The 15,528-nt window shown below is 40.3% G+C and carries 9 protein-coding genes, 1 tRNA gene, 2 pseudogenes and 1 CRISPR repeat array (1 of these 13 running past the window's edge); of the genes and pseudogenes, 3 read left to right on the plus strand and 9 right to left on the minus strand.

Going from position 1 to position 15,528, the window contains the following annotated elements; all coding sequences use genetic code 11:
• A CRISPR array of direct repeats spans positions 1–1,686; the repeat unit is 37 nt; unit sequence GTTTTTCATAACCACTTCCCCGCAAGGGGACGGAAAC; it begins 3,052 nt to the left of the window's first position.
• Between the two features lie 691 nt (positions 1,687–2,377).
• Positions 2,378–3,220 (plus strand): reverse transcriptase N-terminal domain-containing protein, encoded by an 843-nt coding sequence (locus VB711_RS04210; RefSeq protein WP_323284475.1) that lies wholly within the window; start codon positions 2,378–2,380, stop codon positions 3,218–3,220.
• A 273-nt stretch (positions 3,221–3,493) separates the two neighbouring features.
• Here the strand turns inward: VB711_RS04210 and secA are convergent, their stop codons facing one another.
• The 9 genes and pseudogenes from secA to VB711_RS04255 form a co-directional block, all read right to left on the minus strand.
• Positions 3,494–6,283, minus strand: a complete 2,790-nt coding sequence (gene secA, locus VB711_RS04215) for a preprotein translocase subunit SecA (RefSeq protein WP_323284476.1) — start codon at positions 6,281–6,283, stop codon at positions 3,494–3,496.
• Between the two features lie 263 nt (positions 6,284–6,546).
• Positions 6,547–7,074 (minus strand): cytochrome C, encoded by a 528-nt coding sequence (locus VB711_RS04220; protein ID WP_323284477.1) that lies wholly within the window; start codon positions 7,072–7,074, stop codon positions 6,547–6,549.
• Between the two features lie 331 nt (positions 7,075–7,405).
• Complete coding sequence (locus VB711_RS04225) at positions 7,406–7,996, minus strand: hypothetical protein (RefSeq protein WP_323284478.1); 591 nt, start codon at positions 7,994–7,996, stop codon at positions 7,406–7,408.
• Positions 7,993–9,411 carry an AAA family ATPase gene (locus VB711_RS04230; protein WP_323284479.1) on the minus strand — a complete coding sequence of 473 codons (1,419 nt, stop codon included), beginning with the start codon at positions 9,409–9,411 and terminating at the stop codon, positions 7,993–7,995. Before VB711_RS04230 ends, VB711_RS04225 begins: the two co-directional genes overlap by 4 nt.
• 112 nt (positions 9,412–9,523) lie before the next feature.
• Positions 9,524–10,432: a MoxR family ATPase gene (locus VB711_RS04235; RefSeq protein WP_323284480.1), complete on the minus strand. Its 909-nt coding sequence runs from the start codon at positions 10,430–10,432 to the stop codon at positions 9,524–9,526.
• 115 nt (positions 10,433–10,547) lie between these two features.
• On the minus strand, positions 10,548–11,564 hold the full coding sequence (locus tag VB711_RS04240; protein ID WP_323284481.1) for a bifunctional riboflavin kinase/FAD synthetase: 1,017 nt from the start codon (positions 11,562–11,564) through the stop codon (positions 10,548–10,550).
• 587 nt (positions 11,565–12,151) lie between these two features.
• Positions 12,152–12,871, minus strand: a pseudogene (locus tag VB711_RS04245) (RtcB family protein); the annotation flags it as partial.
• The gene (locus tag VB711_RS04250; RefSeq protein ID WP_323284482.1) at positions 12,871–13,680 is read right to left on the minus strand and encodes a hypothetical protein; all 810 of its coding nucleotides are present in this window, start codon (positions 13,678–13,680) and stop codon (positions 12,871–12,873) included. The pseudogene VB711_RS04245 and the gene VB711_RS04250, both read right to left, overlap by 1 nt.
• A 234-nt stretch (positions 13,681–13,914) precedes the next feature.
• Positions 13,915–14,376, minus strand: a pseudogene (locus tag VB711_RS04255) (RtcB family protein); the annotation flags it as partial.
• 247 nt (positions 14,377–14,623) lie between these two features.
• Here VB711_RS04255 and VB711_RS04260 point away from each other — a divergent pair.
• Entirely contained in the window at positions 14,624–15,352 is a 729-nt protein-coding gene (locus VB711_RS04260) for an HAD family phosphatase (RefSeq protein WP_323284483.1), read from the plus strand.
• An 18-nt stretch (positions 15,353–15,370) separates the two neighbouring features.
• Positions 15,371–15,443 (plus strand) — tRNA-Ala (locus tag VB711_RS04265).
• The last annotated feature ends 85 nt before the right edge of the window (positions 15,444–15,528 follow it).

Genomic DNA, 15,528 nt, shown 5'->3' on the forward strand with positions numbered 1-15,528 from the left:
TGTTTTGTTTTTCATAACCACTTCCCCGCAAGGGGACGGAAACGTCAGCATTAACGCTGACGTAACCCTGCAACTCCCAAAAACCGTTTTTCATAACCACTTCCCCGCAAGGGGACGGAAACGCTAAGTGCTTTGCTTCATTAATGTGCGCCTCGGCAAGCTTGTTTTTCATAACCACTTCCCCGCAAGGGGACGGAAACCTCAGATGAAGAAGCCAGACAAGATATTGACCTGAGGTTTTTCATAACCACTTCCCCGCAAGGGGACGGAAACCTGCAAAGGTGTCGGGCTTTCACCTAATTCACCCAGTTGTCAAGTTTTTCATAACCACTTCCCCGCAAGGGGACGGAAACCTACCACACCACCAAACTTACCAATAAAGCTCCGGCATGTTTTTCATAACCACTTCCCCGCAAGGGGACGGAAACGTTGTTCAGAAACTATCAAGTTCATTGAACTCAAGTCAAAAGAGTGTTTTTCATAACCACTTCCCCGCAAGGGGACGGAAACCTGATGACCCGTTCCCACAGATAGTTAAAAAGTATATTGTTTTTCATAACCACTTCCCCGCAAGGGGACGGAAACTTTTGTAACGGTGTAAATGCCTTCACAACTTCATCACGGCTTTTAAAGTTTTTCATAACCACTTCCCCGCAAGGGGACGGAAACTGGATTGGAGTTCCCCAAGTGTAGTGACCATCAAAGCCCCGAGTTTTTCATAACCACTTCCCCGCAAGGGGACGGAAACCTGTATGGGCTTACTTAATTGTATTTCACGCTGTAGTGTTTTTCATAACCACTTCCCCGCAAGGGGACGGAAACATTAAAAAACAAATATCGCCGCCAAACACAATGGCGATCGCAGTTTTTCATAACCACTTCCCCGCAAGGGGACGGAAACCCAAACACAATAATCGGTCTACTGGGTGCAGCAACTAGACCGTTTTTCATAACCACTTCCCCGCAAGGGGACGGAAACGTCCAAAAATATGAAATCTTTTGGGGTAGCGATCGCATAAGTTTTTCATAACCACTTCCCCGCAAGGGGACGGAAACATAACCCTTTTTTTGTGTCTATCCCTATATCTTCAAATACCCCCGTTTTTCATAACCACTTCCCCGCAAGGGGACGGAAACAATTAGATTGCATCAAAGTTGATTTATGCCCTAATGTAGCAGTTTTTCATAACCACTTCCCCGCAAGGGGACGGAAACAAATCACCCGCAAGCCTCACGGGGTACAGGGAAAACCGATAAAGGTTTTTCATAACCACTTCCCCGCAAGGGGACGGAAACTTTCTCGCAACTTCTTGCGGTCTACAGAAAAGTTTTGCTTTTCCAACTGTTTTTCATAACCACTTCCCCGCAAGGGGACGGAAACGAATGGGGAAACGTACCCACGACCATCGTTCATGCTGTCGTTTTTCATAACCACTTCCCCGCAAGGGGACGGAAACACGCATGGTGGTTTATTCTCAAAACGATGTGCCTCTACGACTGGTTTTTCATAACCACTTCCCCGCAAGGGGACGGAAACCTTGATGTTTTGTGAAGCCCAAGAAGTATTAACCTTGTTTTTCATAACCACTTCCCCGCAAGGGGACGGAAACTCGAGAGACAAGCACGCGAGAGCGAGCGCCGCCCCTCTCGTTTTTCATAACCACTTCCCCGCAAGGGGACGGGTGCGACTATCAGTCGCACGAATTGAGTGAGTACCTCAGAAATACTCCTGGTTAATGTTCAAACCAGTACCCGCCCTAAGGAGCATCATGGGTAACTGAGATGTTTCACAGCTAGAGGGTGAAGTGCGTGAATACAACGAGTCGTAATGTTGTAAAAATGCTAGGGTAAAACCAGAAGGGTTAACGAGAGTGAACTCTTGAAGAGGCACCGTGATGAGGAACTACCGAAAACGACTGATACAGTAAATGGGGAAAAAAACAGGCAAATTAAAGTCTGTGAAGATATTCCGTCCTGTCCTCGGAATATGCGAACATCTACTAAACCCCCGGTGTATAGAGAGAACCCGACCTGGTTGTAACTCAAACGTGTGATATGAAGAAACCCCAATGAGGTCTGGTGACTAGATTCCACGTCACCAGTAGAGATGGAGTAATCCTACCTTAATCCCCCAGTGGGTGTAAGATGCTGGTATCGGTCAAGCCGGTGGCGTGGCTGCTGACCCTGGTAATCCTACCTTAATCCCCCAGTGGGTGTAAGATGCCATAAAAAGCGAAAGTTGCTACGTTGAAAAACAACAGGAATACATAACTGGGCAAATAGGTCTAAGGACTAACTTGAAAGAGTGCTGACGTATGGCGGGTGAGTCCCTTGGATTCCAAGACACAAGAAACCGAACTCTGACGGGAAAAGTTAGATGCAATCTCGAATTGTGAACGTAACCGAGAGAACTACCTCATGGAACAGCGTGAAATGGAAAAACGCATCCAGAGTAGTCAGGAGACTGAGACAGAGAATCTTCAAGGCAACCAAAGGTGGTAGTTTAAAGTTGGTTCGCAACCTACAAAAGCTATTAATGCGTAGCTATTCTAATATACTACTTTCTGTGAGGAGAGTTACGCAACTAAATAATGGCAGTAGAACAGCAGGTGTGGATAAGCTATTGGTAAAAACACCACAAGCTAGAGGAACATTAGTTGATATATTGACTAAGTTTATCCCGTGGCAGCCATTACCAGTAAAACGGGTATATATCCGTAAATCCAGCAAAAAACTTCGACCGCTCGGAATACCTTGTATTATTGACAGATGCCTTCAAGCAATAGTTAAAAATGCCTTAGAACCTTACTGGGAAGCGCAATTTGAGCGTACCTCTTACGGGTTCCGAATCGGCAGGTCATGCCATGATGCTATTGAAAGAATTCATTCAATGTCAAAAGCAAATTCTACCAAACATTGGGTAGTAGATGCAGATATTCAAGGTTGTTTTGACAACATTTCCCACATACCGCTAATGAAGTCCATCGGTAACTTTCCCGCGAGAAAATTAATCCTTCAATGGCTGGAAGCGGGATATGTAGACAGAGGAGTTTTTTATGACACCAATTCTGGAGTACCCCAAGGTGGAATCATTTCACCTCTACTGGCAAATATAGCTTTGCACGGTATGGAATCGGCTCTCGACAATTTGGAATTACTGCATTACTACTGTCATCAACAAATACATCTTCAACCAGATGATGTACTAAATCTTTGGTGACGCTCTGGATTTGCCAAAGCCGGATGCTTGGATAACTTGCTTGTCCGGTTTTTTTGGGGGGAAGGGAGTAGCAATACTCCTACCCTACCTATTAAACGAAGCACTTGGCTGACTACAAGGATTGAAATATCCACCTTGTATTTATATCTAAACTACTCCTGTTTCTTATTACACTCGTGCTTGTAATACACAATGAAGTGCGGAATGTGGGATAAAACAAAAGACGCAGAAAACGCCTCTCTTGCGCCTCTGCGTCTCTGCGTGAAAAAAATCCTAAACCATCTCAGAAGTCTGCACCGTTGGCTGAGGCTGAGGCTGGAACATAAACAGCGAATAAACCACATCACGGCGGATATTAACCATCATATCCAAAAACAACTCATAACCCTCACTCTTGTACTCAATTAGCGGGTCCTTTTGCCCATAACCACGCAAGCCAACCGACTCACGCAAAGCATCCATTTGTTGCAAATGTTCCCGCCACAAAGTATCTATGCGCTGCAAAATAAAGAACCGTTCCGCTTGACGCATCAATCCCGGCTGAATTTGGTCAATTTGCGCTTCCTTCATATCATAAGCAATTCGAGCTTGTTCATGGAGGAAAGCTTTAATTTCAGCCATTCCCATATCTTCTAATTGGCTAGACTGCAAATCTGCCAACAAGTAAACAAACTCCTTCACCTTATCCACCAACTTGTCTAACTCCCATTCTTCCGAAGGTAAATCAGGGTTGATGTAATAATCAACGATGTCGTCCATCGTTTTTTCAGCGTACTTAATTACCTGTTCCTTCAAATCTTGACCTTCCAACACCCGACGACGTTCGGCATAAATAGCACGACGTTGATTGTTCATCACCTCGTCATACTCAAACACCTGCTTACGGATGTCGTAGTAGTAGGTTTCAACCTTTTTCTGCGCGCCTTCTAAGCTGCGGGTTAACATACCCGACTCAATGGGCATATCTTCTTCCACTTGGAAAGCATTCATTAAACCGGCAACGCGATCGCCCCCAAAGATCCGCAATAGGTTATCCTCTAAACTGAGGAAGAATCTTGTCGAACCAGGGTCCCCTTGTCTACCAGCCCGTCCCCGCAACTGGTTATCAATCCGGCGTGATTCGTGGCGTTCTGTCCCAATGACGTGCAAACCACCCAATCCCACCACTTCATCATGTTCGCTGCTGGTGAACTCTTCGTATTCCCGCTTAATTTGTTTGTAAGCTTCCCGTAATCGCTGAATTACAGGGTCGTCCGTGGGGGCTTTTTCGGCAGCTACAGCTACCTTGTCCTCCGCTTCCAATTCCTGTAAACTCCGTTCCCCATATTCCCGTACCGCAACTTCCACGGCATCCTTTAATAGCTGTTCTGTTTCCTTCGACAACTGGGTGGGGAAAATTTCCGGTGAAGCCCGCCAAGTTTTTACCTTTTTACCAGGAACAAAACCTTGTCCTGCACCGTGTCCCGTAGGTAATCCAGATGCACGTTGAATGTTAAAACTATCTTCATCTTCTGGGCTGACAATGCGGGGCATTAAATATTCCCGCAACTTCAACCGCGCCATATATTCGGAGTTTCCACCCAAAATGATGTCCGTCCCCCGTCCTGCCATGTTGGTGGCGATGGTGACAGCGCCTCTGCGTCCTGCTTGGGCGACTATCTCCGCTTCCCGTTCTACGTTTTCTGGGCGGGCGTTGAGTAGTTCGTGGGGAATTGACTTTTCCTTCAATAGTCGGCTGAGATACTCTGATTTTTCTACACTGGTAGTTCCTACTAACACAGGTCTACCCAATTCGTGCATTTCAGCACATTCACCAGCGATCGCTCCCCATTTGCCGGCTTCTGTCTTAAACACCATATCAGATAAGTCTTTACGACTTCTAGTACGGTTGGTGGGGATTACCGCCACTTCCAATTTATAGATTTTTTCAAATTCTACTTCTTCTGTTTTCGCCGTTCCTGTCATTCCTGCTAACTTGGGATAGAGTAAAAACAGGTTTTGATAGGTAATTGTCGCCAAAGTTTGGGTTTCTGGCTGAATTTCTACCCGTTCTTTAGCCTCAATTGCTTGGTGCAATCCATCACTCCAACGTCGTCCCGGTAACACCCGACCGGTAAATTCATCCACAATCACCACTTCCCCATTGCGAACAATATAGTTCACATCTTTGAGGAACAATTCTTTGGCTTTAATGGCATTAAATACAAAGTGCGCCCAAGGATCTTCCGGGTCAAATAAATCTGTCACATTTAACAGATTTTCTGATTCTGCAAAACCTTCATCTGTTAACAGAACATTACGCGCCTTTTCATCTACATCGTAATGTTCATCTTTTAGCAAAGTTCGAGCAATTTCCGCCGCTTGCACATATTTTTCTGTTGGTCTTTCTACCTGACCAGAAATAATTAATGGTGTCCGTGCCTCATCAACTAAAATTGAGTCTACTTCGTCAATTACACAATAGTTAAAGGGACGTTGCACCACCTCAGCCATTGATGTGGCCATGTTATCACGCAGGTAGTCAAAACCGACTTCGCTGTTGGTGACGTAGGTAATATCGCACTCATAGTTTTTTTGGCGTTCACTCGGACCCATCGTTGATTGAATTAACCCAACAGTTAATCCTAAAAACCGATGTACCTGTCCCATCCATTCTGCGTCCCGACGGGCGAGGTAATCGTTTACGGTAACGACGTGTACACCTTTACCACTGATGGCATTTAAATAGCTGGGTAAGGTAGCTACCAGGGTTTTACCTTCACCGGTTTTCATTTCAGCGATTTGCCCGGTGTGGAGAATTACGCCACCTAGTAATTGTACATCAAAGTGGCGCAACCCTAAAACTCGCACTCCCGCTTCTCGGACAACAGCGAAGGCTTCAGGTAAGATATCATCTAGGGTTTCACCTTTAGCTAGGCGTTGTCTAAACTCGGTGGTTTTACCTTTTAACTCTTCATCGGAAAGAGTTTTAACGTCTTCCTCTAAAAGGTTAATGTCTGTAATGTAAGGTTGGTATTTTTTTAGTTTACGAGCGTTGGGATCACCCAACAAAAATTTTAGCATGGCAGTTTATGGAACTAAGTCAAGGGGGATGGAAATTAAAGGTTTGGTTATATGACTATAAACGTTTAACTTAACCCAGCCGTTTTGGTTGTGCATGGGTGTGAAATGAGAATTAACTCAAAAACCAAGTAAAAACTAGCCAATCGCCTAATTTTATGATTGGTTTGAATTTATATCTTAATATTAAACTTATTTAATAGTATCATTTTGGTGGTAGATGGAGTATGGAGGAAGTTACCCATGCTCAATTAGAAATTACCCTCCTATTTTTGTTGTTCATACTCGGAACTGAGAGTACGGAAATTATACTCATTAACACCAGGATGACAACTGATACAACTACCAAGGGAGATGGGATTGGGTAACTTAACACCAGGATGTAAGGCGCGTAAATAACGGGATTGACTAAAGCGATAGGGTGTAGGTTCGTCTGGGAGTTGGGATCTACTGAAGGTGGAAAGATACTTTAATACTAAGAATCGGGGGGGATCAATTAATGGTTTGAGTTGTACACCGTAATGTTGAGAGTCTTGGACGAGATTGTTCCAAGTTTGGCTGGGAAAAACTGCGGGTGGAATGGCTATATGACAAGTTGAGCAATTTTCTAAGTATAATTCTTGTGCTAGTTGGTATTGTGGGGGGACTATATCTACGGTTCCAATGGGGGAATTGGGGTCAACGGCTTGGACGCTAGTTGCAAAGGACAGCAGCCAACCGATAGTTAGACTCCACCCTAAGATCACTAAAAATAAGCCCAGGGGACGGGATTTACGCTTAACCAGATTTGTCATACACTCCACACCGATGTTAATTTATCCCTTTTAGTATTGTACAAGCAAGAGCGATCGCTCTCCATCCCTGATTTTTTTTATTTTATTTCAACTATTTATGTGGTAAAGGATGTAAGGATCGGACGGGGAATATACAATCTCAAAACTTTTACATAAGGATTATGGATTTTATCTCTTGTAGGGTGCGTCAGACCCGATAATTGAGCATCTAACGGATTTTTTCTATCTGACGCACCGCACTAATATACGATTCCAAAAGCCTGAAACTAAGCAATTTATTTCAAACATACCATCTCCATTTTGTACAGTGCATAAGTACCTAATATTTTATTTATTGGCAGGTTTTATCATTTCTTTCAAAAAGTTTAATTCCGTAGTCTTCTAAAAAACTAATCTCCAATTCTTGCCAACTTGAATTAAATCTTGGATAAGACGCAGGAGTGCAAACATAGGCTTCTAAATTTAACCCTGCGTAGTTTTTTGCCAATTTATAATTGAACCAACTAATAGTATTTTCTAATTGTTTAACTGCCTTCTTTCTATTATTTCTTATAGCTCTTTCTTCTGGACTTGTTGCATTTAATTTAAACTCTACGAAACAAAAATCATTTTCATCAAAAAATACAAAATCACAATGAGAAGTACCAAATCCTAAAAGTCCATTTTTTCCATCAATAGGGATAAAATCGACTATTTTAGCATTGCTTATGTTGAATACTTTACTGCTATCAAAGCCGTTTATAACAGTCTCAACACCATTTATCTTAATTGTAAATGTATTATCTTGAAACTGAACAATAATAAAAGATTGACCTTGATAATCTATCACAGAAAACTCTGATTTCAATTCAATTTCTAGAAAATTAGCAAAATTAGTGAAATTATCTGATAGATGCTCTTTAATTACGTCAAGTTTGCTCATTTTCTTGCAAAGGTCTTAGCATGAATATTATATAAAGCCTGAAAATCATCACCCAAAATTTCAGATACAGTATCTAAATAATTTTGTTTGATAGTACCTTTTTCATTATTAAAAATGGATTCACAATAATCTTTTTCTTCCAGAATAGATTCATTACCTAATGAATAAGCTGAAAAATCACAAGCATCAAGCCAACAATCTTTAGGAATTATTTCTGTTACTTCAGATTCTGCTGACGGATTTTTTTTAACTACTCTGTTCGCAAAGAGTAGATTATTAAAAACTGTTAGTATATATGGACTATGGGTTGTTATAATTAGTTGGTTATCATCATTATGATTGACCATTAAAGCTAATAATTCAATTAATTGCTTTTGAGCGATAGGGAATAAATGTGCTTCTGGTTCTTCCAAAATTCTTAATATTTTATAATTATAAAGAATATTAATAAAAACATCTTGTAAAATTCTTATAGATTCTTGTTGTCCTGATGAAGCATTAGAAAGATAAACATATTCTTCTGTTCCTTCATTAAATACAATTTTCTCTCCTAAATTATCAATGCGATATTCTCCTTTTAGTATTTTATTAATGTTATTTTTGATTATATGTAATTTTTGTCTTGCGCTTTCTTTTTCTTCATAACTCTCAATTAGTCCTTCAAAATTCTCAAATTTTTTGAAAGCATCCTTTATTGCTTCAACATTTACCATAAATTTTAGCATTAATATTTCCTCTATAGTTTGTTCTTTGCGTTTAAATGATTGTTTAGTATTTTCTTCTAAAGTACGCTGAACACTTGCAAACAAATATTTTTCAAACAAATCAGAATAACTTACTGTTGCATTTCTACCAGCTATAATAAATAATGCATTGTTTTGATGACTTTCAAATAATACATTCAACAATATAGAAAGCTGTTGAGCATATCTAATTTTTTCTTCTTCATCAAATAATTGTAATTGTTTGCGGCGAATATTATTTACATTTAACAGTTGTTGTATAAGTCGTTTAATATTACTTGCAGAAATTATAAAATTATCATTCAAAAAATTCGGACTAAAATTAGTTGTCAGTCTTTTATTCTCATCAATACTTAATTTGAGAAATTTATCTTCCTTAATGCTATAATGAAATTTTATTTCAAAATCAGGCAGGTAAAATGTAGAGCCGAAAAAGTTATAAAATTTGTCTCTTATAGGAGATATTAAGTCAGAATCAGTATCAAAATAATCCTTCTGTGTATCATGATAGATTTGAGTAAATAAATCATCTTTTAATGATTTGAAAAAATAAATAAGTTTGGCAATAGTGCTTTTACCACTGGCTTGTTTACCAATCAACACTAATATTTTTCTAATTTCAATTTCTGCATATTTAATTGCACCGAAATTGGTTATAGTAATTTTTTGCATAGGTCAATGTTATTTTTTTTATTATACAATAAATGTACCAGAACTATGTTTAATCACCAATCTCATGCTAAAAATGGCTTTTGGGAGGTAGAACCTCCCATAATATTTTACATTAAGGAATAGAAAGCGATCGCAATAACCGCTCAACTATATTTTTAGCATTGCGTCCCCCTCTAGGAATCAGACGATGACACAAAACATGAGGTACAAGTAACTTCACATCATCAGGAATGGCGTAATCTCTACCGGAAATAAAAGCCAGTGCTTGAGTAGCCTTTTGTAGTGACACAGTACCACGAGGACTGACACCAAGAGCGATTTCTTCATCTTCCCTAGTAGTTCGCACCAATTCCAAAATGTATTGTTGCAAAGATGCTTCCACCACTACCTGAGAACACATTTTGCGTAATGTTGTTAATTCCTCTAAAGTAATACAAGGTTGTAAATCAACAAATTGCACACCATTTTGGAGATTTTGTAAGATCTGCAATTCTTCTTTCTCAGTTGGATAACCCAAACTTAAAGACAGCATAAACCTATCCATTTGTGCTTCTGGTAAAGGGAATGTACCTTGATACTCAATTGGGTTTTGGGTAGCAATCACAAAGAAAGGTTTAGGAACTGAACGGGAGACACCATCAACCGTTACTTGATTCTCCTCCATCACTTCCAGCAAAGCTGACTGGGTGCGGGGTGTCGCGCGGTTGATTTCGTCAGCTAATAGCACATTGGCAAATATTGGCCCAGGGAGAAAAGTAAATTCTCCCGTTTTGGGATTCCATATATTAGTACCGGTGACATCGGTAGGTAATAAATCCGGGGTACATTGTAATCGTTGAAACTTGCCATCTACAGAACGGGCTAGGGACTTAGCGAGGAGGGTTTTACCAACACCAGGCACATCTTCTAATAAAGCATGGCCACCACCTAACAAAGCAACTAGCACTAAGCGAATAGCATCGTTTTTACCAACGATAGTACGAGCTAGATTTTGTGTTAAAGCGTCAATTTTATCTCTCATACTGGGGGAAGAAGGGGAAGAATGAAGGCAGGAGGCAGGGAGCAGGGGAGAGAAATAAAAGAATCCTATTTTTTTATACCTAATACCCAATCCCTAGCCCCCATTCCCTTATCACCTAGTATGCAGTATTTAACACTTGTCTGGCCACGGTGCAGTCAAGTTGAATTTGGTTTTTTAGGGCTTCTAGATTGGGAAATTTCTGTTCGGAACGCAAAAAGCTAACTAATTCTACTACCAGATATTTACCGTACAAGTCATCAGACCAATCAAATAAATGTACTTCTACAGAGGAATAAGTACCGTTAACAGTGGGACGATTGCCGATATTCATTACTCCCAAATTCCGAACAGGAGAAGTATTTGTGGTTTCGTTGAAGATAGAAACCCGCACAGCATAAACTCCTTGACGGGGTAAAAATTTATCTGCTGGTAGCTGAAGATTAGCGGTAGGAAAGCCAATGGTTTTACCCAAATGTTGACCGGGGATAACTACACCAGTGAGGGTATAAGGTCTGCCTAGTAGGATGGTTGCTTGGGGAATATCTCCATCTTCTAGGGTTTGACGAATTAATGAAGTGCTGATGCGATGATGATCCTCAATTGGTGCAATTTTCAAGTTCTCATCTAAATAAGTTTTGATGGGAACAATAGTCACAGGAATATCATACTTGGCAGCGAGTATTTGTAAATCCTTGGCAGTACCAAGACGCTGTTTACCGAAACAAAAGTCTTGGCCAACACTAACTTTTCGGCATTGTAGTTGTTTGACCAGAATTTGTTCGACAAAGTTTTCAGGACTTAGGGCAGACAGATCCTTGTCAAAAGGTAATAATACCAGTTGTTCTACCCCTAGCGATCGCAATTGTTGAACTTTTTCATCCAGTGGTGTTAACAATGCACGGGGTTGTCCTGAAAAAAATTCCTGGGGATGAGGATGAAAGGTAACAACGGTTGAGTATACACGTTCACCATTTCCCGATTTCTCTGCTGACGGTAATACTGGTTGAATCACCCTTTGATGACCAAGATGAACACCATCAAATTTGCCAAGAGCAACAGCAGTTGGTGTTAGTAGCCCTTCAGTTGAAGAAGCAACCCATACAGAACACCCATTTTGAGACAAATTTAACACTTGGATTCGGGGATTTTAGGTTTATCTTTGCTATCAGCACTCAGCTATTCTGTTATGGTCAACTCTCCTGCACGCTCTACAATCTAGCCACAGTTGAGTTAACCCCCAGTAGCTAAGGGAGAGCGTCTAGAGGCTTTTATGCTGGCAAAAGTGAACCTACACCAGTTACCACCACCTCTGCAACAGGTAGACGCTCCTGCTGTTAGCTCTCTGATCACCAATTTAATCCAAAATCTCTAAATCCGTTCTCAAAAACCCAAGCAAATCTCAAACCACTCGGTTCTCTACCCTGTGAAGATACGTTAAATCCTCAACCCAGGCTTAATCCCAGATTAGTCCCTTGAATCTGTGATCTAGATTCTAAAGAATATATAAAATCATGGAAGATTATAATCGCAAGGGTAGACAAGTCCAAATAAATGTCATATAATTTATTCTAGATGCTATACCGAAAGACCTATAGACTACCAATTATGAGATCCCCCTAGCTTGTTACAAAGAGCAGCTAGGGGGATCTTGTTTTTAGGCTGGCAATTATGGCAATTTAACCGTGAAATCTTGTTAATCCATTAAATCGGTGATCAATGTTAACCTTTGACACAAACAACCTGTTTAAGCGTCGCTACAATCTCAACTAAATCAGCTTGATTTTCCATCACCTGCTCAATTGGCTTATACGCTCCAGGAATTTCATCGATCACATCTGTATCTTTACGGCATTCAACACCCTTTGTTTGTGCAATTAAATCATCAAGGGTATAAACATTTTTGGCTTTGCTTCTCGACATCAAACGTCCTGCACCATGACTGCACGAGCAAAAACTATGAGCATTACCTTTACCTTTAATAATATAGGATTTTGCTCCCATTGAACCGGGAATAATCCCATAATCTTCGGTTTTTGCCCGAACAGCACCTTTACGAGTGACATACACATCTTCACCAAAATGTATTTCTTTTTCGGCGTAGTTGTGATGACAATTAACTTGTAACAAGGGTTTAATTGCTCTTCCCCCGGCTAAATGTTTTTCGATGATGCGTTTAAATCGAGCCATCATTACATCACGATTAAAATGTGCGTAATTTTGCGCCCATTGTAAATCATGCCAATATGCTTTAAATTCTGGCGTACCAGCCACAAAATAAGCTAAATCAGGATCAGGTAATTTATTACTTGCCATTTTAGCTAATTCTTTAGCTGTATTAATATGACATTGAGCGAGATTATTACCAATGTTTCGAGAACCAGAATGTAACATTAACCAAACTTGATTCTCTAGATCAAGACACACTTCAATAAAGTGATTCAATTTGTTACTAATTGCTGGTTAAGCTTGTTGAGTCTCCACAGTCTAAGTTCAACACTGTTTCGACTTCTGCTTAATACTTCCATTGAACACTCAACTGAATGGGTAGTAATGAACTGATCTTCTTGAAGTGTCCAACATTTTCTGTTGTTAATCCTCTTCATATCAGGAGGACGAATCCAACTCAATACTTTATTAGCTTTGATGATTTTTCTAGATAAGGCCAGACAACCATCATAGTATAAGTATTTTGCTAATGCTTGAGCATCTTCTTTATACACCGTCATGTTGTAAATATTATCTCTAGTATTTCTATTAGAGGTTTTTGTTTTACCCACAATCTGCTGAATTAACTTTATATATTCAAAACAAATATGTGAGCTAGATGTAACTAGAGATAGAAAGGGAAACCCGTTTGAAGTAAACCCTAGAGATCCATCTCCATCTATCAAACCTCTAAAATAATCAACCTTGGAGAAACTACAACTGGGTGGTTTGACTAGCTCTGACTTACTACCTATCGGTAAACCCCAGGATTTAAGATAATCTCGAAATCGTTTATCATAAACTTTCCAAATAACTGATGTAGAATTCTGACTAAAATTAGTGCTACGAATACGTTCAGTAATGGAAGAATTAAACGGTACTAGGGTCTTAAAAGCCCACAATATATCTTCATCTTGCTTACTGATTTCTATACTTAAATGACCTCGATCACGAGTATTATTGTATAGATGACCATCAGTTTGAATGAAGCCGAACAAGTAGGCATAATCGGGGTTGTTTAGTGTGATATTAGTGGTTTCCATAACTCCACAATATCATAAATGAAACCAGCAATCGATCAAGTCATTTCTGCTTGATTCTATACCTTCAATTTCGGTATAGTTCGGAGTACACCTTCATCCTAGTAAATTAGGATGCCCAAGTCCCTCTACTCTCTACGGGGCGTTTTACCGCTTCCCTCGGTATTAGCGATCGCAGCTTTCACCGATTTGGACGAGTTTTTAATCTTACATTACTGTAAGATGGGGCAATCTTTCACCCCCACCAAGAGAACCCATTTGTTTCATGGCTTTGCTTTCTAAATCTTGCACACCACGATGCAAATCTTGAAAATCTTGCCAGCGTTGCCAGTTAGCTACTGCTTTTTCTACATCTTTATTTTCGTTAAATCCTGTGGGAATTGCTGCTTCAATATCCAAGCGAATTTTTTTTAGTTTACCTTCCAGTTGTTCTGCCTTAAATGGGGTTTTAATGGCAGAGATTCCGCAACCAATATCCACCCCCACCGCAGCAGGAATGATTGCTTCTTTGGTGGCAATGACTGAACCAACTAAAGCACCTTTACCTAAATGTACATCTGGCATTAAGGCAACGTGTTTAAACACAAATGGCAATGAAGCTACGTTTTTAGCCATTTTGATTTCATCTGAGCCTAATGGATGATTTGCCCAAGATAAAACTGGTGATGGAGTGTTAATTTCTAACTTTTCGTAGGGCATAATTCTAAGTTTGGATTGGGGTTTTTAAATGAGGAAGTTTGATCATCTGTGTCCTAAGTTCTTTCGGACTATTTTGTGATGAATTATACATTTTATTGATCTCCATTTAGGGTGTATTCTATTTGTAGTACAAAAGTATTGAACTTGTCAACCGATATTGATCACAAGTAACAATATCAACAGATGCCACAATAGAAGATAATAATGATTTCGAGGATGTTGATTCCCCAACATTTGGGGTAGTGAGATGAGTTTAAAGGCAGTTCTGTTTGATTTTAACGGTGTCATCATTAAAGATGAGTCAATCCACCTGCAACTGATAGATGAAATTCTGGTTCAGGAAAATCTGCAACCGCAAAGGGTGCATGAACGTCAAGCTTCTCTGGGGCGTAGCGATCGCTCTTTTTTTCAAGACTTGCTCAAAAATCGTGGTAGGGTGGTGACAGAAGAATATTTAAGTCAGTTACTCCAGCGCAAAGCCCAATCCTATTTACTGGAATTGGAAAAGTTGGAAAAGTTGCCCTTATATCCCGGTGTGGAAGATTTGATCTTTCAAGTGCGATCGCAAAATCTAATTTTAGGGCTGGTCAGTGACGCTCTCCGTCAAGAAATAGAAGTGGTTCTAGAATGTGCCAAACTATCTCCATACTTTAAGGTGATCGTCGCTGGGGATGATATCAGTACCAGTAAACCCCAACCAGAAGGTTATTTGCTGGCTGTAGAACGTCTCAACCAAGCAAATCCAGATTTAAACTTGCAGCCACAAGAGTGTTTAGTGATTGAAGATACTCCCGCAGGTATTCAAGCTGCCAAACGCGCTCAGATGCAGGTAGTGGGTGTAGCGAATACTTACCCCTTTCATATGTTGCAACGTCAAGCTAACTGGACTGTAGATTATTTGACTGATTTAGAATTAGAACGGGTGCAGGAAATTTATTTACAAAAAGATGTGAAAACTGCCGCGCCTGAGTGTTAGAATAGAATACGCTCACTAGGGGAATTAGCTCAGTTGGTAGAGTGCTGCGATCGCACCGCAGAGGTCAGGGGTTCGAGTCTCCTATTCTCCATGTATGTACATTCGCAAATTATATGTCGCAGTTCGCAAATTAGTGTCGTTCTTCCCCAAATACGGTATTGGCTAATTCACTTTAT

Origin of the sequence: Cronbergia sp. UHCC 0137 (genome assembly GCF_034932285.1) — a bacterium.
In the GTDB taxonomy this organism is placed as follows: domain Bacteria; phylum Cyanobacteriota; class Cyanobacteriia; order Cyanobacteriales; family Nostocaceae; genus Cronbergia.